At 34.0% G+C, this 20,676-nt stretch carries 22 protein-coding genes; 21 read left to right on the top strand and 1 reads right to left on the bottom strand.

The features are described 5' to 3' along the window. Window positions 1-6 precede the first annotated feature (6 nt). The 14 genes from ASE21_RS00580 to ASE21_RS00520 all read left to right on the top strand — a co-directional run bounded on the left by ASE21_RS00580 (window position 7) and on the right by ASE21_RS00520 (window position 11,907). Window positions 7-603 carry a GNAT family N-acetyltransferase gene (locus ASE21_RS00580; RefSeq protein ID WP_057120622.1) on the top strand — a complete coding sequence of 199 codons (597 nt, stop codon included), beginning with the start codon at window positions 7-9 and terminating at the stop codon, window positions 601-603. A 10-nt stretch (window positions 604-613) separates the two neighbouring features. Further along, window positions 614-2,407 (top strand): IucA/IucC family protein, encoded by a 1,794-nt coding sequence (locus tag ASE21_RS00575; protein WP_082603421.1) that lies wholly within the window; start codon window positions 614-616, stop codon window positions 2,405-2,407. A 172-nt stretch (window positions 2,408-2,579) separates the two neighbouring features. Continuing rightward, window positions 2,580-3,968 (top strand): MATE family efflux transporter, encoded by a 1,389-nt coding sequence (locus ASE21_RS00570; RefSeq protein ID WP_057120620.1) that lies wholly within the window; start codon window positions 2,580-2,582, stop codon window positions 3,966-3,968. 217 nt (window positions 3,969-4,185) lie between these two features. Continuing rightward, window positions 4,186-4,932, top strand: coding sequence for a ThiF family adenylyltransferase (locus ASE21_RS00565; protein WP_057120619.1), 747 nt, complete (start codon window positions 4,186-4,188; stop codon window positions 4,930-4,932). A gap of 246 nt (window positions 4,933-5,178) precedes the next feature. After that, complete coding sequence (locus tag ASE21_RS00560) at window positions 5,179-5,511, top strand: hypothetical protein (RefSeq protein WP_057120618.1); 333 nt, start codon at window positions 5,179-5,181, stop codon at window positions 5,509-5,511. Window positions 5,512-5,635: 124 nt separating this feature from the next. Beyond that, window positions 5,636-7,603, top strand: a complete 1,968-nt coding sequence (locus tag ASE21_RS00555; RefSeq protein WP_057120617.1) for an adenylate/guanylate cyclase domain-containing protein — start codon at window positions 5,636-5,638, stop codon at window positions 7,601-7,603. A gap of 79 nt (window positions 7,604-7,682) precedes the next feature. Continuing rightward, the gene (locus tag ASE21_RS00550) at window positions 7,683-8,015 is read left to right on the top strand and encodes an NHLP leader peptide family RiPP precursor (RefSeq protein ID WP_057120616.1); all 333 of its coding nucleotides are present in this window, start codon (window positions 7,683-7,685) and stop codon (window positions 8,013-8,015) included. Window positions 8,016-8,117: 102 nt separating this feature from the next. Then, window positions 8,118-8,447 carry an NHLP leader peptide family RiPP precursor gene (locus ASE21_RS00545; RefSeq protein ID WP_082603419.1) on the top strand — a complete coding sequence of 110 codons (330 nt, stop codon included), beginning with the start codon at window positions 8,118-8,120 and terminating at the stop codon, window positions 8,445-8,447. Between the two features lie 37 nt (window positions 8,448-8,484). Beyond that, window positions 8,485-8,844: an NHLP leader peptide family RiPP precursor gene (locus ASE21_RS00540; protein ID WP_057120615.1), complete on the top strand. Its 360-nt coding sequence runs from the start codon at window positions 8,485-8,487 to the stop codon at window positions 8,842-8,844. Between the two features lie 25 nt (window positions 8,845-8,869). Continuing rightward, complete coding sequence (locus ASE21_RS00535; protein WP_057120614.1) at window positions 8,870-9,220, top strand: NHLP leader peptide family RiPP precursor; 351 nt, start codon at window positions 8,870-8,872, stop codon at window positions 9,218-9,220. Between the two features lie 38 nt (window positions 9,221-9,258). Next, the gene (locus ASE21_RS00530) at window positions 9,259-9,618 is read left to right on the top strand and encodes a class IIb bacteriocin, lactobin A/cerein 7B family (RefSeq protein ID WP_057120613.1); all 360 of its coding nucleotides are present in this window, start codon (window positions 9,259-9,261) and stop codon (window positions 9,616-9,618) included. 16 nt (window positions 9,619-9,634) lie between these two features. Further along, a complete protein-coding gene (locus ASE21_RS00525) occupies window positions 9,635-9,991 on the top strand; it encodes an NHLP leader peptide family RiPP precursor (protein ID WP_057120612.1) in 357 nt (118 codons plus the stop codon). 84 nt (window positions 9,992-10,075) lie between these two features. After that, complete coding sequence (locus ASE21_RS21800; RefSeq protein ID WP_157848764.1) at window positions 10,076-10,243, top strand: hypothetical protein; 168 nt, start codon at window positions 10,076-10,078, stop codon at window positions 10,241-10,243. Window positions 10,244-10,359: 116 nt separating this feature from the next. Beyond that, window positions 10,360-11,907, top strand: a complete 1,548-nt coding sequence (locus ASE21_RS00520) for a type 2 lanthipeptide synthetase LanM (protein ID WP_057120611.1) — start codon at window positions 10,360-10,362, stop codon at window positions 11,905-11,907. Between the two features lie 25 nt (window positions 11,908-11,932). On the opposite strand, the gene ASE21_RS00515 is transcribed toward ASE21_RS00520, so the two are convergent. After that, the gene (locus ASE21_RS00515; RefSeq protein ID WP_057120610.1) at window positions 11,933-12,697 is read right to left on the bottom strand and encodes a response regulator transcription factor; all 765 of its coding nucleotides are present in this window, start codon (window positions 12,695-12,697) and stop codon (window positions 11,933-11,935) included. Between the two features lie 350 nt (window positions 12,698-13,047). Between ASE21_RS00515 and ASE21_RS21900 the strand changes: the two genes are divergently transcribed. The 7 genes from ASE21_RS21900 to ASE21_RS00480 all read left to right on the top strand — a co-directional run bounded on the left by ASE21_RS21900 (window position 13,048) and on the right by ASE21_RS00480 (window position 20,661). Beyond that, window positions 13,048-13,713 carry a hypothetical protein gene (locus ASE21_RS21900; RefSeq protein ID WP_057120609.1) on the top strand — a complete coding sequence of 222 codons (666 nt, stop codon included), beginning with the start codon at window positions 13,048-13,050 and terminating at the stop codon, window positions 13,711-13,713. 175 nt (window positions 13,714-13,888) lie between these two features. Then, on the top strand, window positions 13,889-14,533 hold the full coding sequence (locus tag ASE21_RS00505; RefSeq protein WP_157848763.1) for a helix-turn-helix domain-containing protein: 645 nt from the start codon (window positions 13,889-13,891) through the stop codon (window positions 14,531-14,533). 56 nt (window positions 14,534-14,589) lie between these two features. After that, a complete protein-coding gene (locus tag ASE21_RS00500; protein WP_057120607.1) occupies window positions 14,590-14,925 on the top strand; it encodes an NHLP leader peptide family RiPP precursor in 336 nt (111 codons plus the stop codon). A 124-nt stretch (window positions 14,926-15,049) separates the two neighbouring features. After that, the gene (locus ASE21_RS00495; RefSeq protein WP_057120606.1) at window positions 15,050-15,571 is read left to right on the top strand and encodes a cyclic nucleotide-binding domain-containing protein; all 522 of its coding nucleotides are present in this window, start codon (window positions 15,050-15,052) and stop codon (window positions 15,569-15,571) included. A gap of 30 nt (window positions 15,572-15,601) precedes the next feature. Next, window positions 15,602-17,170: a TolC family protein gene (locus ASE21_RS00490; protein WP_082603417.1), complete on the top strand. Its 1,569-nt coding sequence runs from the start codon at window positions 15,602-15,604 to the stop codon at window positions 17,168-17,170. Window positions 17,171-17,187: 17 nt separating this feature from the next. Next, on the top strand, window positions 17,188-18,450 hold the full coding sequence (locus ASE21_RS00485) for an NHLP bacteriocin system secretion protein (protein WP_057120604.1): 1,263 nt from the start codon (window positions 17,188-17,190) through the stop codon (window positions 18,448-18,450). Between the two features lie 9 nt (window positions 18,451-18,459). Next, the gene (locus ASE21_RS00480; protein ID WP_057120603.1) at window positions 18,460-20,661 is read left to right on the top strand and encodes an NHLP family bacteriocin export ABC transporter peptidase/permease/ATPase subunit; all 2,202 of its coding nucleotides are present in this window, start codon (window positions 18,460-18,462) and stop codon (window positions 20,659-20,661) included. The last annotated feature ends 15 nt before the right edge of the window (window positions 20,662-20,676 follow it).

Below are 20,676 nucleotides of genomic sequence, written 5' to 3'. Positions count from 1 at the left end.
AAACAGATGAATACTATACTAACTCATCCCGAAAATGATGTTACAAACGATGTTGTTTTTGTAAAAACAATTCCCGGTTTAGGCGTTTTTGAACTGCGTCCTATTGATATGGAAATCGATATTCCGGTAATTCATAATTGGGTCAACCGCGAATATGCCGTTTATTGGGAAATGAATGGCTTTTCTGAAGAAGAAGTAAAAAATGCCTATTACAATATTCAGGAAAAAGCACAGGTTTATATTGGAAAATTCAACAGCAATATTGCTTTTTTATTAGAATGCTATAATCCACAAGATGATATTGTAGGTAAATATTATGAAACTCAGAAAGGAGATAAAGGTATGCACATACTGGTTGCGCCATCAGAAAAACCAATTCCGAATTTTACATGGAATATTTTTACCGTAATTCTGGATTTTATTTTTAGTGATGCCTTAAATAAGCGTATTGTAGTTGAACCCGATGCGAGAAACCATAAAATTCATCTGCTGAATAAAAAAGCCGGATTTGTATTTCAGCGTGTTCTCGATTTACCTCACAAACAAGCGCATCTCGAATTTTGTACACGCGAGGATTATTACAAGGCATTACAATCGGTTTAATTTGAAAAAAATGAAAATACCAACCCAAAATATACAGCACTTAACAAAAGAAAACTGGGATAAGGCAAATGCCATTTTACTCAAAAAAACACTAAGTGAATTTGCACACGAATTATTGATTGTCCCGATAAAAAAAGACTCGAATTCGTATCATATTTTTTCTCCGGATAAAAAAGCAATATACACTTTTGAAGCCGCAATTTTGGCTTTAAACCATTGGTCAATTGCTGTAAATTCTATACATAAAACAATCGATGGAAAAAATGTTCCTCTGCGTCTTTCTGAATTTATTATTGAATTTGCAGCTGTTTTAGGCATCAGCGAAAGCTTGCTGCCAACTTATCTGGAAGAAATTACAAGCACTTTATATAGTACGGCATATAAAATTGCAAACGAAAAATATTCATCAAAAGATTTACTGGATTTAGATTATCAAAAAATCGAACACGCTATGACAGAAGGACATCCGTGTTTTGTGGCCAACAGTGGAAAAAATGGTTTTAATATTGATGATTTTGCCTCATTTTCTCCAGAAGCCAATGCGGCCGTAAAACTTTTGTGGATTGCCGGGCATAGAAGCAAAGCTACTTTTACAGCCATTGAAACATTAGATTATCAAAAAGTACTGCAGCAGGAATTGTCTTCAGAAAACATTTTATCATTTGAAAATGTATTAAAAACTAAAGGTTTAAATGCTGGTGATTATTATTTTTTTCCTGTGCATCCGTGGCAGTGGTTTAATAAGCTGGCTTTGATTTTTGCGTCTGATATTGCCGAAAATCATTTAGTTTGTCTGGGTTACGGCGATGATGAATATTCGGCGCAGCAATCGATTCGAACTTTTTTTAATACTTCTTCACCAGAGAAATTTTATGCCAAAACAGCACTTTCTGTAATCAATATGGGATTCATGCGCGGACTTTCGCCGTATTATATGGAAAGTACGCCGGCCATTACAGAATGGGTTGCAGATTTGGTTGAAAATGATATTTATTTGCAGCAAAAAGGTTTTACACTTTTGGGCGAAGTCGCCACTGTTGGTTATCGTAATTTTTTATATGAACCTTTAGGAAGAAGTATTCCGCATAATAAAATGTTAGCTGCCTTATGGCGCGAAAGTCTAATTCCGAAATTAGCAAAAGGACAGCATATCATGACAATGGCCGCTTTATTACACGTCGATCAGTCCGGAACTGCTTTTATTTCTGAATTGATTCAAAAATCAGGAATCGGTGCTAAAACCTGGATTAGCCATTATTTAGATGCGTATCTGTCACCTTTGCTGCATTGTTTTTACGAGCACGAAATGGTTTTTATGCCGCATGGTGAAAATCTGATTTTAGTTCTCGAAAATCATATTCCGGTAAAAGCAATTATGAAAGATATTACAGAAGAAGTAATGGTTTTTAATGGAGAAATTCCAATGCCGGAAAAAGTAAAACGCATTCATATCGATATGAAAGAGCCTTTAAAAATCCTGTGCATTTTTAATGATATTTTTCAGTTTTATTTCCGTTTTCTTTCAGCAATTTTATCCGAAACAAAAACGCTTTCTGAAGAAGATTTCTGGTCAGCTGTTGCCGATTGTATTCATGAATATCAGTCTGCTCAGCCGCATTTGCAGAAACAATTTGAAAAATACAATTTGTTTGCTCCGGAATTTGATTCGTGCTGCCTGAACCGTCTGCAGTTACGTAACAATAAACAAATGCTTGATTTGGCAGATCCTGTAGAAAGTCTTCAATTTGTTGGGAAATTAAAGAATCCTGTGGCTGTTTTTAAGCAGCAAGAAACCACAATTTAAAAGTCATTTTTCGCAAAGTTGCAAGTTGTTTTCTCGCAAATTGGGCAGATTTGAGATTTACAATCCTTTTTAATCCTTTAATCTGTGGCAAAAAACTTGCGGCTTTGCGAGATTAAAAAATAAAAAAAACTTATCTGGTCTGACTTAAATGTCAGACAAATTACTACAACCTATGTTCAAACGTTTAAATAGAATACTGCAATATGCAGAATCATTTGATTTTACAAAAGGAAGCATCAAAAAAGGAATTTTGATCCTGTCCATTCCGATGGTTTTAGAAATGGTTATGGAATCTGTTTTTGCTTTGGTCGATTTGTATTTTGTCGGACATTTAAAAGAGAGCAATTATGCCATTCAGGTTGTAGGTTTGACTGAATCTCTTTTTGCGATTATTTATTCCATTGCCATTGGAATAAGCATTGCTGCAACGGCTATTGTGTCGCGTCGTATTGGTGAAAAAGAAACACAGCAAGCAGCAAAATCAGGTGTTCAGGCTATTATAATTGCTATTAGCATAAATGTTTTCATTAGTTTAGGAGGTTTTATTTTTGCCAAAGAAATTCTGCTTTTAATGGGCGCTTCTCCGGCTTCTGTACTTTACGGGATAAATTACACGAGAATTATGATGGCAGGAAGTATTTTTGTCATGTTGATTTTCCTTATAAACGGAATTTTCAGAGGTGCGGGAAATGCCATTATCGCAATGAAAAGTTTATGGATTGCCAATATTTCCAACATCATTTTGTGTCCTGTGCTTATTAATGGTTTTTGGTTTATTCCTGCCATGGGCGTTACCGGAGCGGCTGCCGCCACAACCATCGGAAGAGGAATTGGCGTTTTGTACCAATGTTATTTTCTTTTTTACGGACAAGGAATATTAAAAATCAAATGGAATTATTTTCTGCCGAATTACAAATTAATTCAAAGTGTTATAAAACTCGCAGCGCCAGGTGTTTTGCAATATGTAATTGCATCCTGCAGCTGGATTTTCCTTGCTAATCTTGTTGCGACAACCGGCGGGGATTACGCTTCATCCGGTTATCAGACGGCGATCAGGATTATGATGTTTTTTATTCTTCCGGCCTGGGGACTTAGCAATGCCGCTGCAACTTTGGTAGGACAAAATTTAGGTGCCGATGAAATTGAAAGAGCAGAAAAAGCGGTTTATAAGACCGCAAAATACAATATGATTTTTATGGGATCGATTATGCTGGTTTGTTTTTTTAGTGCTCATTTTCTGATTTCATTTTTTACAAATGATCCTTTTATTATTGCAATTGCCGTAAATGCTTTGCAAATCATGAGTGTCGGATTTATTTTCTACGGAATCGGAATGGTTTTAAACAATACTTTTAACGGAGCGGGCGATACCTGGACGCCGACATGGATCAATATTCTGGGATTTTGGGTCTTTCAGGTTCCGTTTGCTAATTTATTAGTCCATTATTACGAAATGGGTCCTAGAGGTGTTTTTATTGCAATTCCAACAGCTGAAACCTTAATTACTATTCTGAGTGTAATTGTTTATAAAAGAGGACAATGGAAAAGAGTTTTAGTTTAAATATTTTTTAGAATTAAAGATATATTTTGAATAAGATTCATTGTGTAAAAACGACACTTAAAGTAATGATTGTTAGTTAGTTGTGGTTTGGTTCAACTTTTTTTCGATAATTTAGCCCGGATGCAGATCTTACAAAATAACAGATTTCAAATCATGAATGCTGCTCTTTTGATGCTGCCTCGAAAAACAAATTTTAATTATTGAAAAAAAAGAAAATATGAATGAAAGGCATACAAGAAACAGACTTTATATTACTCCCAAACAACAAGAATTAATAAAAAATACACAAATATTATTAGGCGGCGCAGGTCTTGGAAGTGTTATTGCAGAATGTTTACTGCGATTAGGTTTTGAAAACTTAACAATAATTGATGGTGATATTGTCGAAACATCAAACTTAAACAGACAAAATTATGTTGAAAAAGACATTTTAAAACCAAAAGTTGAAGCCATTAAAGAAAGATTACTTTCTATTAATAACGAAGCAAAAATCACTATTCACAACTGCTTTTTAACGCCGCAAAATGTCGAAGATTATATAAAAGACTGTAAAATTGCAGTTAATGCTCTGGACTTTACTTCTGATGTTCCGCTTTTGTTTGATTCCATTTGCCAGCAAAAAAATATTCCTGTTCTTCATCCGTATAATTTAGGATGGGGCGCTTTGGTTATTATAATTTTGGGGAATAAAGGGCTGGATTTTTTAAAGAAATCAAATGAAAAATTTACCGAAATTAATGTAGTTGAGTATGTTTTAAAATGTATGAGAGATCAGGGAAAATCGCAGGAATGGCTTGAAGATATCCTGGATAAGTATATTAATGAAAACAAAAGTCTTTCTCCTCCTCAGCTTTCTGCTGCGTCCTGGCTGACCGCCGGAATTTGTACCCAAATTGCCTTTGATATTGCCGTTGGTCAATCTGTAAAAGTATTCCCTGAATTTTATTTTACTACTATTAAATAGAAAATTTACTGAAACTATTTTTCATAGTTTTTATTCTTTAACCATAAAAAATATCTTAAAAACTGTTTTCGAATTTTGATTTGAAAGCAGTTTTTTCATTATGATTTTTGCTCAATTCTATATTTTTCTTTCTACTTTTTAAATAGATAATAACCTTTTTGTCAGTCTATTTGGCAATTCTGTATTACATAATGCAGATAATTTTACAGTAACAGAATAATTAGGTCTAATCATAAATTAAAAAAAATGGAATTAACTAACGAACAAAAGGTTTTAGAATCTATTGTAAAAAAAGCATGGAAAGATCCGGTTTTTAAGGACAATTTGATTAAAAGTCCAGTAGAAACAATAGAAAATTTCTTAGAACATCCGATCCATTTGCCGGAAGGAAAAACATTAGCTTTTGTAGATCAGTCCAATTCTTCTACAATCTTTATTAATATTCCTGCTGAACCGGATTTTGAAGACATGGAATTAAATGAAGAACAACTGGATATTATTTCAGGTGGAGCAGAAGCAGATCATACACCGCCTATTATTGTGAGCGCAAGTAATTATTCCTCAAATATTTTTGGCTAAAAAATAAATCGAAGGATAGTTAGCATGAAATAAAAACGTATGTGCTCGCTCGTTGTGAACATGTGCGTTTTTTAATTTAAAACTACTATTTGTGAAAATCTTGTCTACATATTTTTTGATTTTTATGTTTCTGATAAACAGTACAGGCCTGGATGCACAAACCAAAGTGTCATCTAAACATGCTGTAAAACATATTCCCGAAAATGCACAAACGGCTGATAGTTTATTAAATGCCGGAGAAAAGCATCAGAATACAGGGAAATTTTTAGAAGCAATGACTTTGTTCGAAAAAAGCTTGAATATCTATCAAAAATTAAAAAATCAAAAAGGTATTGGAAACAGTTACAACAAAATAGCCACAAATTGTTATTATCAGGGAGAATATTTAAAAGCCCTTTCTTACTTCACAAAATGCAGGCAGGCTTACGAAAAAATTAATTTTGATAAAGGAGTTGCTGCGGCATTAAACAATATGGGCGCTGTTTATTATTACCTAGGAAACTACCCAAAAGCATTGGATTTTTACAGTCAGGTTATTAAAATTCAGACTAAAATTGGCGACAAAAAAGTCATTGCCGCTGCTACACAAAACATTGGCGGAATATATGTTGATATTAGGGATTATTCTAATGCAATGGTTTATTCTCAAAAAGCCAATGCCATTTACAGAGAATTAAAAGATTCTATAGGAATTTCTCATAACCTAAATGGTGCTGGTAAAATTTATATGATGCAGAAAGAATATGCAAAAGCGTATGATTTTTTCAATCAGGCTCTGGCCATTGCAGATAAAATAGACGACAAACAAAAACGAATAGAAGTACTTTATAATTTGGGCGAACTCTTTACTATTCAGGGCGATCTTACCAAATCCTTGTCGTACTATAATCTTTGTCTGGCGTCTTCTCAAAAAATAAACAGTTTACAATACATAGGTATTACACAAGTTGCTATTGGCAATATTTTAAATAAACTTGGAAATAGTAATAAAGCACTCAAAAAATGCAAAACCGGACTGGACATTGCAGAAAACCTTGGAGCGTTATCGGTAAAAAAAGATGCCTGCAAATGTCTTTACGAAACTTATAAAGCGGTTGGAAACAATAATCTGGCGCTTCATTATTACGAAAAATCAAATGATTATAAGGATAGTTTACAATCTGAAGAAACTTCTAATAAGATATTAAACATGGAGTTTCAAAAAGCAATACTGATTGACAGTATCGCCTATGTTACCAAAGTGCACAAAATAGACCTTTTGCATAAAGAAGAAGTACAGAAAAAGGAAAAACAGCGAAACTTAATTATTATCTCTCTTTGTTTTATTGTATTGATAACTATTGCTTTATGGAACAGGCTAAATTATGTTCGAAGATCCAGAAAAGCATTAACAATAGAAAAAGACCGTTCGGAAAAATTACTGCTAAACATTCTTCCGGAAGAAATCGCAGAAGAATTAAAAGAAAAAGGTTTTGTAAATGCCAGAGACTTTAATCTGGTTTCGATTCTCTTCACTGATTTTAAATCTTTTACACAAACTGCAGAAACCATGTCTCCACAAAATCTTGTCGAAGAAATAAATGTCTGCTTCAAAGCATTTGATTTGATTTCGGATAAATACAATATTGAGAAAATTAAAACCATTGGAGATTCTTATATGGCCGCAGGAGGTATTCCAAATCCTGATCAAAATTCGCTGAAGAATATTGTTAATGCCGCTTTAGAAATGCAGGAATTCATGATTGAAAGAAAAATAATCAATACAGCAGCAGATATTCCGGCTTTTGAAATGCGCCTGGGCATTCACGCCGGACCTATTGTAGCCGGAATTGTGGGCGTAAAAAAGTTTCAATATGATGTTTGGGGAGATACTGTAAATACCGCAAGCAGAATTGAAAGTAACGGAATGGTAGAAAAAGTGAACATAAGCGAATCCCTTTATAATTTAATCAAAGACGAAGAATCTTTTGTATTTGAATACCGCGGAAAAATATATGCAAAAGGCAAAGGGGAGATCAAAATGTATTTTGTCGAGAAAAACACGGTTTCACTGGTAAAGATCCCTAACATGTTAGACCACAATTATATCTGATTTAGTTTTTGTCAGTTTTTTTGGCATTTTTATACTATTTTGAAGGACTAATTTTACATTATACAAAAGGAAACAAATCATGGAACAGAAAAAAGAGGAAGAGGTTTTACGATTGATAATTTCTAAAGCCTGGGAAGATGCTAATTTTAGAAAAAGCTTAATTGCAGATCCTGTAAAAGCCATCGAAAATCTAACCGGAGCTAAAATTGTATTACCCGAAGGAAAAACACTGGTAGTAAACGACCAGACAGATAAGTCTAAAGTTTATATGAATATTCCGAGCGAACCGAATATAGAAGACATTGAACTAACTGAAGATCAATTGGAAATAATAGCCGGAGGCGGACAAACAGTCTGGCTGGATTTAGTAGATAATTTATTTCCCGCCTTAAAAAATTACATTATCGTTTAAAATAAAAGGGACAATTAAATCTTACCAAATTTAATTACTGAACCAGCCCTCTTAAATACTTAAATCAAGATTACTATTAATCACTTTAAAAAATTTATTATCATGGAATTTACACAAGAACAAAAATTGTATGCTGAGATCGTACAAAAAGCATGGGAAAATGCAGAATTTAAAAAAGAATTAGTAGCAAACCCATTAGCTGCAATTGAAAAAGTAACCGGTAAAAAATTGAATTTACCAGAAGGAAAAACATTAGTAGTAAGAGATCAGACCGATGATTCTACAATTTACATCAATCTGCCTGCCAAAGCAAATTTAGATGATGTAGAATTAAGCGACAAACAATTAGAAACTGTTGCCGGAGGTTACACAACTCCTTTTGATTTGACACTTGAATATATTGTACTTCCAATTGTTAAGTTGTTAAGCTAGACTAAAAAAGATATTAACCAACATAAAATAAAGTATCATGGAATTAACTCAAGAACAAAAAATTTACGCAGAGATCGTGCAAAAAGCATGGGAAGACGCTGCGTTTAAAAAAGAATTAGTAGCGAACCCAGTTGCTGCAATTGAAAAATTTACAGGTAAAAAAATGAATTTACCAGCAGGAAAAACATTGGTAGTAAAAGATCAAAGCAATGAATCTACTATTTACATCAACATTCCTGTTTCTACAAAAAAATATGCAGATGCAGAATTGACTGATGAGCAATTAGAAGCTGCTGCAGGAGGTGTTATAGAAGGCGGATGTTTTCCTGATTTCCCGGGCGGAATATGGAAACCAACTCCTATCCCAACATTCCCACCTGACATTTATGTAATATAATTAATCAATCTAAAAACATCATATCATGGAATTTACTCAAGAACAAAAGCTTTATGCAGAGCTGGTACAAAAAGCATGGGAAAATGCTGATTTTAAAAAAGAATTAATTGCAAATCCTGTAGCTGCAATTGAAAAATTTACAGGACAAAAATTGAATCTGCCTGCTGGTAAAACAATCGTTGTAAGAGACCAAACAGATGATTCTGTGGTTTATATCAACATTCCTGCTGCGGCAAAACAAACAACAGACGCACAATTAAGCGAAGAGCAGTTAGAGGCAGTTGCCGGCGGTGTTTCTATATGGCCTCCAATTGGAACATTACCTTGGTATCCTACACCAACTTTTCCAACGATTCCACCGTTTGAAACAATCTAATCAACCAATATTCTATTAACAACATAAAAAATATAAAGATGAAATATACTAAAGAACATCAGGAAAAAGGAGCAGAATTAATGAAAGGTCTTATCGAAAAAGCATGGGAAAGTGCTACTTTCAAAGATCAGTTAGTTAAAAATCCGCTGGCAACAATTCAGGAATTTACTAACAAAAGCTTTGTATTGCCGGAAAATCAAAACATTGTGGTAGAAGACCAAACTAACGAATCTGTAATTTATTTTAATATTCCTGCAGAACCAAACTTAGATGGTTTAGAATTAACGGAAGAGCAATTAGAATTAGTTGCAGGCGGACTTACACCAGCAGTCGTTATCGGACTTTATGCATTGGGTGTAGCAGCATTTGCAGCAGGAGTACAACTTTATAATCAATAATTTAAATCTTACAGATATGAAAATTTCACAAGAAGCACAGATAGAAGGACAAGAATTATTAAAAACTCTAGTCGAAAAAGCATGGCAAAGCCCAAGTTTCAAAGATCAATTATTAACAAATCCACAAGCAGCTATTGAAGCAGTAACTGGTAAAAAATCAACAAGTAATAAAAAAGTTGTGGTTGAAGATCAGAGCAGTGATTCTATCATTTACTTCAATATTCCTGCTGAGCCAAAATTAGACGAGTTAGAATTATCTTCAGAGCAATTAGAAATCGTTGCGGGTGGTCTTACTCCTTTAACTTTAGTTGTTGTTGTTGGAACTGTAGCCGGAGGCTTTGGAGCTGCAGCGTTATGGGACTACATTAACTAAGAAAAAGCATATTATTAAAATAAAAACCCTTGAACAATTTCAGGCTTGAAATTAAAGTTCAAGGGTTTTCTAAAATTTAAAAAGATGGAAAAGCAAGGACAAATATCGTTATTCGCGGGAATTTTTTTAGTGATTTCAGGATCAATATTAGTAAGCTGTCAATATAATTCTCTTGGTACAGTTAGTTTTATTTTAGCAATTATAGTGTTGTTTTACAGCGTTATTCAGCTAAACAAAAATAAGAAATCGTAGACTTTTCAATATATAAATATACTACACCCTGTGTGCAAACGAAGGGTGTTTTTAATTTTTAAACATTGCTTGAATTTTAAAACAGCACACTTTTATTCACACTAAAATCTTAGAAAATGAATAATTTATCCACCGGTTTTATTTCTAAAAATTTTGAAACAATTCCTTTTGCTGCGATCATTTTTCCTTACACAGCATGTTTTCTGGAAGAGATAAAATTAGAATTATCAGATAAAGCCAAAGAAAAACTGCATTTTGAACTGGTCAAAGAGCTGAGTTCTTTATCTGAAATTATTTTACAGCAGTCACTGGATTCTTTTATTCTCGAAGGCAATACTGAAATAGAAGTTTTTAATGCAAAAATGAACCAATCATTAGCAATAGATTTTCCTGTTTTGGATCATTTGATGAAACAAAAAACAGCCAATTTTTCCCGTCACATTAATAAAATCCTGACCCGTTTTAATACGGATTATGAAAGCATAAAAGCTGTATTTAAATTAAGTGAGGTAAAAATAATTGACATTGATGCAAGTCTTGGTGACGGACACAATGGTGAAGGAACTGCTTTGATTCATTTATCAAATGAAACTAAACTGATCTACAAACCCAGAAATATTAACCTTACGCGTTCTTATAATGCACTAATTAATTGGATCAATCAAAAACTGAAATTAGATTTAAAAACATTTCAGGCACTTGATTGCGGTGAATATGGGTGGCTTGAATTTGTAAATAATGAAGAGATTAATTCTGAAAATGATCTTGAAGAATATTACTATAAAGCAGGTGCTTTACTCGCTGCAGTATATCTTTTAGGAAGTAAAGACTGCCATCGGGAAAATGTTATTGCATCAGGTAAAAACCCGGTTATTATAGATCACGAAACCATTATTCAGCCTTTTTTGTCTAATGGTCTGATTAATAACTCCTGGGATGATCAATGCAAAATCCCTAATTTGTCTGTTTTAGAAAATGCTTTGATCGTGAATGATGATACAGGTGTTCCAATACATTTTGCTGGTTATGGTGTTCGTAATAGCTTACAGGTTACAGAATTAGAAAAAAGAATTGTCAATCCAAATACTATAAATTCTAAAAGAGTAACACGCTTTTTATTCACAAAGATTGCAGAAAATAATATTCCTAAATTTAAGGGTCATTATATATTTCCAACCAACTACAGCAATAGTTTTCTCGAAGGATTCTCTGTAGTATATGATTTGTTTTCGAATCATAAAGAAGAATTAAAATCTTTTAATTCACCAATTGAATTATTTAAAAATCAGGAAGTGAGATATGTGTGGAGGCCTACTTTTATATATTTTAAGATTTTAAAATTCATGCGTACAGCTGCTCTTATGTCTAGTTTTGAAGTTTATAATGCAAAATTAGAAGAATTATTATCTAAGGCTTATGCAGGGCAAAATATGGAAATGTATAAATTTATATTTGATTTCGAATTGCAGCAGATGCTAAAAGGAGATATTCCAATTTTTAGTCTTAACAGTCAGGATAATTTTCTTACTTGTAAGGAATCTTTCAAAATATTCGAATTCAATTGTATCGAAAATATTAAAAGAAGAATTGATACTATTTCTCCTGAGCATAAAAAAGAGCAATTGGAATTTATTAATCGTTGGATTAATATCAAGGGCAGTTAAAGTTATAGCCGTAAAACGTTATGAGTTATATTAATTTATTATTGGTCGCAAAAACAATAGCTTCAGAAATATTGGTTACTTCAAGTTTTTCAAAAAGCTTTTTTCTGTGAAATTTTACGGTATCCGGAGAGAGAAATACTGCTTCTGCAATTTCATTTATAGTAAAGCCTCTGGTCGAAAGCTGCAAAATTTCCTGCTCTCTTTTAGACAAAGATATTTTCTGAGAATCTTCCCAATGATCCAGGACCAGATTATAACTATGCACCAGATTTTCTCCGTTTTTATGTATTTTAACGTTCCCCGCTTTACGCTCAGACGATAAGGAAATAATACAGATCGCTTTCCAGATTTTTCCGGTATTGGTTAAAAACACAGGTGTAAGTTTTTGGTTGATTAAAATTAATTTCCCTTCCTGATTTTTTAAATGAAAATCATAAGAAATTGTGTAAAGAATTCTGTCTTCAACGGGTGTTTTTTCATAAAAATCAAAGCCTATAGAATTGATTTTCAGTAATAAATCTAAATCTGCCGGAGGAACATGTTTAAAATAAAAAGCATATCCCATTTCAAGAACTTCCTGCGCTGTATTTCCGCATAGAAATAAAGGGTTATCTGAAACAAATTCGAATCCCTGTTCCAAATAATCTATCACGTAAATACTGGTATATGTTGCTCTTGCAAATGCCTTAATGGGTTCTAAATAATGAAATTTTTGTGCCCTTTCATCATCTGTCAAGCCGTAAATTGTGTTTCTGGAATCAAAAAACGAATTAGAATCCTGGTCTGTCATCACTCATAGTTTTACCAAATGTAATTATTTTTTGTAATGTATGAAAAGAATTACAGAAATCTTGTAAAAATAAGAATAATAATACTTATTGATTATCAAATTGTTACGCCCGATTTTTTGTTAAATTTTTTTGTGAGATTTTACTTAAAGGCTTGCCAGCGCAGGCTCACCAGAAAATGTAGTTTTTTATTTACAGTAAAATTCTTCTCTTTTAGCGAATTTAATTTAACATAAATACACTACCCTTTAGTGTAGTTTATTGATTTACAGTTTAATACTACCCGATAGTGTAGCGGAGGTGTGCTATATGAAAATTAGCTTTGATGTAATCAACTGAACCAAAAATAACCATGATAAACCAAAACTACTTAGAAAAATTAGAACTAGATCAGCTAACAGAATTAGCCAAGTTTGTAGTCGAAGAAAACTTTAATCATCATTGTGAAGATGTAAGTGTAAACGAAATTGTAACAGACACCCAGGAAGTGTATGACGAAGAACTGAATTATTTTAAAGATTCTGAAATTTTTGTTGCTAAAGATTTTTCCGGAAACATCCAGGGATCTATCCGGGTAATTAAATGGGATTATAAAACTAAACTCCCTCTTCAGAAAATTTTTGATATTGATCCTTTAAGTTTTTTCAGTTATTCAGAAAAATTGTCATCAATCTGGCACATTGGCCGTTTTGCAACCAAAAGAAACATCAACGATAAAACGCTTTTTAAAAGATTAATGGTTTGCGCAATCGCACCCATTTGCGAACAGGAAAATGGTGTTGCCTTTGCAGAGTGTGACAGTAAACTTTTAAGAATCATGAACCTGCTGGGAATTAAAGCAAAAGTGATAGGATCTTCTGTTAATTACCTGGGTTCTGAAACGATTCCAATTGCAATGAGTTATGAAGGCTTAAAAGAATTTTATTATAACAACAAGTATCTCGTAACATCTCAGTACGTTGATAAAATACCTCACTCAATATTTAAAACCAGCGAATATCAGTATCACACCTGCTAATTCTCCTTTAAATAGTTGAAAAACAAAAAATAAGACGTATTAAAATCTTTATGATGATTCAATCAATCGCACAAATGGCTTTAATACATCATAATTAAAAGAGGTAATTTCTTAAAAAGTATTGTATACAGATTTTTTGATTAACCAGTTAATTCTATTACAAATGATGAATGAAATGACAAAAAGCACCACAATAGATTGGTCTTCCCCAGATATTTTAAATCAGATAGTTCAGAATATTAAAAATCCGTTAGAGAATATTATTGAGGCCAGTAAGCCCAATATTGCAGATAATAAAACGCAGAGCGAAATTATCTTCTCGAGCAGCAAACAAATTAATGACCTGATTGAAGAAATTATAGACGGAATCAAATCCAAATCTGTAAGCCTTACAGTTCAGGGACGTCCGGAAATTTTTGACATCTACGAATCTAATAAAAATGTTCAGGACTTGTGTGAGAATAAAATTAATCCGCAAAAAGTAACCAAGCTGGATCAGGACTGGCTGCTCAATTTAGAAAAAGAAATTTACAGTTCGATCAGCCAAAATGATATGAACCTCTACGAACTGTCTTATAAAATGGCAGTAAGCGAAAGACAGCTGCACAGAAAAATTGCAAATCTGGTACACCTTACACCAAACAAGTACATACGAATCTTGAGACTGCATAAAGCCAAACATTTGATTGACAATTATATTCAAAACTCAATTTCGCAGGTTGCTTATTCTGTAGGGTATAATGATGTGCATTATTTCTCAAAGCTATTTTTAAATCAATATGATATTTCGCCAAAAGAGTTAATTAATTCTTTGAGATAAAATTTGATTACACCAATATCATTAGAAGCAAAATTTAAATTTTAAGAAAAAAGAAAATGATTTTAACAGAAGAACAAAGAAAAGGTCAGGATGTATTTTTTAGGATAATTACCGAGGCCTGGTTAAACGATGATTTTAAAAAATCATTGATTAAAAACCCCGAGGCAACGTTAGAGAAATTTTTTGGAAGAAGTCTGCCAACAGGTAAGAAAATCAAAGTGACAGACCAGTCAGATCCGGAATACTTATACATCAATATTCCTGTAAAAATGCAGCATAAAGATCAGGAACTGGATGAAAAAAAACTGGATAAACTTAGCGGCGGGACTTCAAAAGACTCCGCTATTACAGACTATGAAAGCTTATATGATTCTTTAGGGAATATTTATTAATAAGTTTTAAGTGAGTTTTTTTTAACTCTAAATCTAAATTTAAGATGTCAGGTTTAACAGACTGATTGTCTTAATCAACAAACAGAATTCAAATAAATTAGTATAATCTTAAAAGAACAAAATTATGAAAAGAGCACTTTTTTTCTTAGGTCAGTTTAATAATAAAGATGTAGAATGGTTAATTCACAATGGGCAGAAAATAGAATTGAGAACAGGCGAAAAACTGATTCAGAAAGGCAGTTTTATTGACAGCTTATACATTGTGTTATCGGGTCAGTTATCTGTATGTGCAGAGAGCGGCGAAAAAGAAGATATTGCAACATTGGGAACCGGAGAAGTTGTCGGCGAAATGTCTTTTCTGGAAACAAGACCGCCATCTGTTTCTGTAATTGCCAGAAAAACTTCTGCGGTGTATAAAATATCACGAGAAGTAATAGACCTTAGACTTAGTACAAATCCTGATTTCAAAGCTAATTTCTATTACGCTCTGGCTTTATTCCTTTCTAACAGATTAAGAAAAACAACAGATCAGTTAGGATACGGTACGCCGGAAGAAGAAGATTTAATAGATACAAAAATATTAGACGGAGTGGCTCAGGCGGGTGCACGTTTTGGCCAGATTTTGCACCGATTTTCAGAAGCATAATCCAGTATTAACCTTAAACATCAGATTTAAATGAGGTTTAACTATATCTTTTTTGCAGTATTGATAACGGCTGTTCAAAACGTACAAAGTCAATCTAAAATCAAATGTGATTTAATTGAAATTTCGACTATAGCTTTTGACAAAAGTCCGAATATTAAAAGAAATTACTATGCGATACAAAATGCTGAAGGAGAACTTCAGGTACAATGGAGCACATTTGATTTTAATTTAAATTCAGGGCTTTCGTATCAAAACAGCAGGCTGAATTTATATGATGCCGACCCGCGAAATCAATACATCGACAGATCTCTTAAGTCGAATTCCGTAGATTTTTCGGCTGGTTTGCAAAAAAGGTTCCGAACCTCACAAATTGCAGAAGTTAGTTTAAGATATCTTTATAACGACAGTAATTTTCCGTTGAATTCCTTCAATCAGTTTGTTGGACAGTTTTACGGAACTCATACCGGAGTTATTAATTTTTCATTGACACAGCCTCTTTTAAGGGGAAGAGGAAAAAAAGTGATAACAACGGGAGAACAGGTAGCCGAACTTTATATTGATAAAAACAAGTTTGATTACCAATTTACAAACTCATACGAAATTCTGCAGATCGGGCTTGCTTATTGGAGTTATTATACCGCATTTAAAAGTCTGGATGTTTATATACAAAACGAAAGCAGGGTAAGGAATGTTTTGGAAATTACCAAAGAGTTGATAAAAGCAGATAAAAAACCGGAAAGCGATATGGCTCAGGTAAATGCCGATTTAACTAATCAGGAAAGACTAACGTATTCTGCCAGGCAAAATTTATATAACGCAAGATTAAATTTAGGAAGAGCCATTGGTTTATCTGACGAAGAAAGCGAACAACTTGGTGATCCAACAAGTGATTTTCCGGTAGTTGCAGAAAGTGGATACAAGGAAAATATCGATAAAAAATCACTTATTAAAAGTGCTCAGAACAATCGGGGCGATTTAAAAGCGATCGAAAAAGTTACACAAGCAGTAGAACTTCAATACCAACTTGCTGAAAATAATTTAAAACCACAACTGGATTTGACCGGTTTTGCCTATTACGGCAGTACAAGCGTAGGAAATGGAGTTGACAAAACATTTTCATCATTTGTAAATAATCAGGGCCAGGATGTTGGAATAGGAGCAAAATTAACCTTTTCATTTGCCTTAAATAATAATCTGGCAAAAGGAAATTATGCCATCAATAAAATTGCGGTAAAAGATCAGACCGTAATAAGCGACAACACCCGCAGAAATGTTGATTTGAATGTAAATTCAGCACTTAATAACTTAAATAATAGTGTTTTAATTCTGGAAAAGGCAAAAGAATCTATGGGATTCCATAAACAGGCTTTTGACAACGAACAGGTAAAATTTCAAATGGGTTTAACCACTCTTTTAAACTTAATGCTGTTTCAGGAAAGATTCACTTATTCAGAATTAGAATATCTAAATGCAGAGCAGCAATTTTCAAATGCAATTATAAGCCTCAGACATGAAACAGGTACACTTGTTTCTAAAGAAAGCCTTGATTTTAAAGTTATTCAAAATGCATTTTATACTGTTCCAAATACAGAAAATTAATAAAAAACCCAGAAACTATGTCAGCAAGTTTTTTTAGAAAATCGGCGTTAGAAAAGCTTTCTACTCCGGAAAAATTAGATCAGTTAATTAAAGTTACAGGACCAAAAGCCTGGATCGCACTTGTTACCGTGGCAGTAGCATTGTTTACAGGTGTATTATGGGCATTTATGGGAACCGTAAAAACAAAATTAGATGTAATTGGAGTAGTTCAGGGAGGCGAAGTTCACGAAGTTGTCGCTACATCGCAGGGACAGCTGGTAGAATTAAAAGTCGCCATTGGACATCATGTAAAAAAAGGCGATATCATTGCCACCATACAACAGCCGGAACTGCATCAGCAGATAGAAGATGCAAAAGCCGTAGTATCTGATCGAAAATTTGAAATGGGAAAACTCGCTTCTTACGGAAGTCAGGGAACACAGCTGCAAAGTGAATTGATAAAGCAGACGCGCGTAAGTATCCAGGGTGAAATTGAAGCAGAAAGAAAGAAATTAATTTTCCTCAATAATCAATTGGAATCAGAAAATGGCCTGCTTAGCAAAGGCTTAATAACCAAATCTGAAGTAGCCGTTACGAGACAGCAGATTGAAGCTTCAAAAAATACAATTGAGCGTTTAAAAGGACAAACCGTAGAAACTTCAACACAACAGCATAATTTAGGTTACGATCTTCAGCAAAAAGTAACACTCCAAAACCAGAGAATTGCCGAAGCAGAACGAAATCTTCAGTTTTTGACCGAAAGATACGATCAGCAAAAAAATATAAAAAGTCCTTACGACGGAGAAGTTATAGAGGTTTTAACTGATGCAGGAATTGTTGTTGCTGCCGGAACGCCTCTGTTTAAACTCAAAAACCTGAACGAAGCAAAACTGGCCGTGTTAAAAGGTGTTTTATACATTCCGTCGCAAGATGGAAAAAAAATACGAAAAGGGATGGAAGCTTTAGTAGTTCCGTCGACCGTGCAGCCTCAGGAATACGGATTCATAAAGGGAAAAGTAACCTATGTTTCAGATTTTCCTGTAACGCAGCAAGGTATGCTGACTTCTGTTAAAAACGATCAGCTTGCCAAAGGGCTTTTGGCACAAGGACCATTATTTGAAGTACATGTAGATTTTGAAAAAGATCCAAAATCGTACAGCGGCTATAAATGGACATCTGCAAAAGGCCCGGAGCTTTTTATAAAAGAAGGTACTTCGTGTATGGGAAAAGTAACCATAAAAAAAGAACCTCCTGTAACGATTGTAGTACCTGCATTCAAGAAATTTTTTGATCTATATTAATAAATACCAATGGGAAATAGTACCACTTTTGTTATTGAAAAACAAGCCCGGCCAACAAAGGTTCCAACTGTTTTGCAGATGGAAAGTGTGGAATGCGGTGCAGCGGCTTTAAGTATTATTTTAGGTCATTTTGGCAAATTTGTTCCTTTAGAAAAATTAAGAATCGCCTGCGGTGTTTCCAGAGATGGTCTTAAAGCCACTAATATTATTAAAGCGGCAAAAGAGTTTGGACTGGAGGCGAAAGGATATGCCAAATCGATCGAGAAACTCATGCAGATTAAAACGCCGGCCATCATCTTTTGGAACTTTAATCACTTTTTGGTACTCGAAGGGTTTACCAAAAACAAAGTATATTTAAGTGATCCTGCGCAGGGAAGATATACTGTTAGTCATCAGGAATTTGATGATGCCTATACCGGTGTTGTCCTGACTTTTGACGTAAGCGAAAGTTTTGAGAAAGGAAATGAAAAAAAAGGACTTGCAGGTTCTTTGCTTTCCAGAATATCAAGTTCTAAGTTAAGTATAACTTATATCATTATTGCCAGTTTATTTTTGGTAATTCCGGGATTGGTAATTCCTTCTTTTCTTACTGTTTTTATAGATAAATACCTTATTAATAATTTCTCGGGATTTGTAATGCCGCTGCTTTTAATAATGGGCGGTATCTTAATTGTAAATTCACTTTTGGTCTATCTTCAGCAGTATTTTTTACTTAAGCTCGAAACAAAACTGGCGCTTGTTACTTCCAGTAAGTTTTTGTGGCATGTTTTTCATTTGCCCATAGCTTTTTTTACCCAGCGTTACAGCGGAGAAGTAGGCAACAGGGTTTCGTTAAACGATAAGGTCGCCAAACTATTAAGTGGTGATCTGGCGAATGCAGCCTTAAATGTTATAGTAATTATTTTTTATGCCATTTTGATGTTTTCTTATGATGTGACCTTAACCTTAATTGGGATTTTTATGGCCGCATTAAACGTTGTTTTTATTAAACTTTTTGCAACGGCGAGAAAAGACGGAAGCCGAAGATTAAGCAATGAAACCGGAAAATTACTCGGAACCACAACTTCCGGAATTAGCATGGTTGAAACCCTAAAAGCATCTGGAAGGGAAAATGATTTTTTTATCAACTGGATTGGTTATCTCGCAAAAGTAATGAACGCACAGCAGGAATTAGGCTGGTTAACAATCAGGCTTAATGTAGTGCCGAGTTTAATTACATCCTTAACCAGTTCTTTAATTCTTGGGATTGGAGCTTTACGAATCATGGATGGCGAAATGACTCTGGGAACATTAGTAGCCTTTACATATTTGATGAACAATTTTATTTCACCTGTAAATCAATTAGTAAACGTTGGTAATATGCTTCATGAAACAGAAAGTGATATGGGACGTATAGACGACGTATTAAATTATGAAGTTGACAATCAGTTTAGAGAAAAAGAATCCGGTCAAAACAATCCGTTTAATACTGGAGATGCTCCTAAAAATAAGCTGATAGGCTATTTTGAAATGAAAAATGTCACCTTTGGGTACAACACCACAATGCCGGCATTGATCGAAAACTTCAGTTTAAAATTAAAACCAGGAAGCAGAGTTGCCCTCGTGGGCGGTTCCGGAAGCGGAAAATCTACAGTAGCGAGGATTGCATCGGGATTGTATGATCCGTGGCAGGGAGAAGTTTTGCTTGATGGTAAAGACCGAAATACCATTTCCAGAAACATTATTACAAGCTCACTGGCTGTTGTAGATCAGGATGTAATTGTATTTAATGGAACAATCAAAGAAAATATTTCTTTTTGGGACGCTATGATTCCCGAAAAACACATTATAAATTCTGCAAGGGATGCCGTGATTCACGATGTCATTGCAGCGAGAAGTGACGGCTATGACAGCAGCGTTATGGAAGGCGGAACTAATTTTAGCGGCGGACAGCGTCAGCGAATAGAAATCGCCAGAGCTTTATCTGGCAATCCTACAATTTTAGTTATGGATGAAGCCACGAGCGCCCTTGATCCGACTACAGAAAAAACAGTCATGGATAATATTAAGAAAAGAGGCTGTACGTGCCTAATTGTAGCGCACAGATTAAGTACCATAATTGATTGTGACGAAATAATAGTTATGGAGTTTGGAAAAATAGTAGAACGTGGTTCTCATCAGGAATTGCTGCAACAAAATGGCGTTTATGCTCACCTGATCGAATCAAAATAAATTTACACCATGTCA

The sequence above is a fragment of the Flavobacterium sp. Root901 genome, assembly GCF_001429765.1.
Classification (GTDB): Bacteria; Bacteroidota; Bacteroidia; order Flavobacteriales; family Flavobacteriaceae; genus Flavobacterium.
This window is presented reverse-complemented; position numbering and strand designations above follow the sequence as displayed.

Excerpts from the sequence above, each read along its gene's own strand:
- ASE21_RS00520 (WP_057120611.1), top strand. The coding sequence starts at position 10,360 with ATGAATAATTTATCCACCGGTTTTATTTCTAAAAATTTTGAAACAATT.
- ASE21_RS00565 (WP_057120619.1), top strand. The coding sequence starts at position 4,186 with ATGAATGAAAGGCATACAAGAAACAGACTTTATATTACTCCCAAACAA.
- ASE21_RS00555 (WP_057120617.1), top strand. The coding sequence starts at position 5,636 with ATGTTTCTGATAAACAGTACAGGCCTGGATGCACAAACCAAAGTGTCA.
- ASE21_RS00550 (WP_057120616.1), top strand. The coding sequence starts at position 7,683 with ATGGAACAGAAAAAAGAGGAAGAGGTTTTACGATTGATAATTTCTAAA.
- ASE21_RS00545 (WP_082603419.1), top strand. The coding sequence starts at position 8,118 with ATGGAATTTACACAAGAACAAAAATTGTATGCTGAGATCGTACAAAAA.
- ASE21_RS00505 (WP_157848763.1), top strand. The coding sequence starts at position 13,889 with ATGACAAAAAGCACCACAATAGATTGGTCTTCCCCAGATATTTTAAAT.
- ASE21_RS00560 (WP_057120618.1), top strand. The coding sequence starts at position 5,179 with ATGGAATTAACTAACGAACAAAAGGTTTTAGAATCTATTGTAAAAAAA.
- ASE21_RS00500 (WP_057120607.1), top strand. The coding sequence starts at position 14,590 with ATGATTTTAACAGAAGAACAAAGAAAAGGTCAGGATGTATTTTTTAGG.
- ASE21_RS00535 (WP_057120614.1), top strand. The coding sequence starts at position 8,870 with ATGGAATTTACTCAAGAACAAAAGCTTTATGCAGAGCTGGTACAAAAA.
- ASE21_RS00495 (WP_057120606.1), top strand. The coding sequence starts at position 15,050 with ATGAAAAGAGCACTTTTTTTCTTAGGTCAGTTTAATAATAAAGATGTA.
- ASE21_RS00570 (WP_057120620.1), top strand. The coding sequence starts at position 2,580 with ATGTTCAAACGTTTAAATAGAATACTGCAATATGCAGAATCATTTGAT.
- ASE21_RS00480 (WP_057120603.1), top strand. The coding sequence starts at position 18,460 with ATGGGAAATAGTACCACTTTTGTTATTGAAAAACAAGCCCGGCCAACA.
- ASE21_RS00530 (WP_057120613.1), top strand. The coding sequence starts at position 9,259 with ATGAAATATACTAAAGAACATCAGGAAAAAGGAGCAGAATTAATGAAA.
- ASE21_RS00515 (WP_057120610.1), bottom strand. The coding sequence starts at position 12,697 with ATGACAGACCAGGATTCTAATTCGTTTTTTGATTCCAGAAACACAATT.
- ASE21_RS00490 (WP_082603417.1), top strand. The coding sequence starts at position 15,602 with ATGAGGTTTAACTATATCTTTTTTGCAGTATTGATAACGGCTGTTCAA.
- ASE21_RS00485 (WP_057120604.1), top strand. The coding sequence starts at position 17,188 with ATGTCAGCAAGTTTTTTTAGAAAATCGGCGTTAGAAAAGCTTTCTACT.
- ASE21_RS00580 (WP_057120622.1), top strand. The coding sequence starts at position 7 with ATGAATACTATACTAACTCATCCCGAAAATGATGTTACAAACGATGTT.
- ASE21_RS00575 (WP_082603421.1), top strand. The coding sequence starts at position 614 with ATGAAAATACCAACCCAAAATATACAGCACTTAACAAAAGAAAACTGG.
- ASE21_RS21800 (WP_157848764.1), top strand. The coding sequence starts at position 10,076 with ATGGAAAAGCAAGGACAAATATCGTTATTCGCGGGAATTTTTTTAGTG.
- ASE21_RS00540 (WP_057120615.1), top strand. The coding sequence starts at position 8,485 with ATGGAATTAACTCAAGAACAAAAAATTTACGCAGAGATCGTGCAAAAA.
- ASE21_RS00525 (WP_057120612.1), top strand. The coding sequence starts at position 9,635 with ATGAAAATTTCACAAGAAGCACAGATAGAAGGACAAGAATTATTAAAA.
- ASE21_RS21900 (WP_057120609.1), top strand. The coding sequence starts at position 13,048 with ATGATAAACCAAAACTACTTAGAAAAATTAGAACTAGATCAGCTAACA.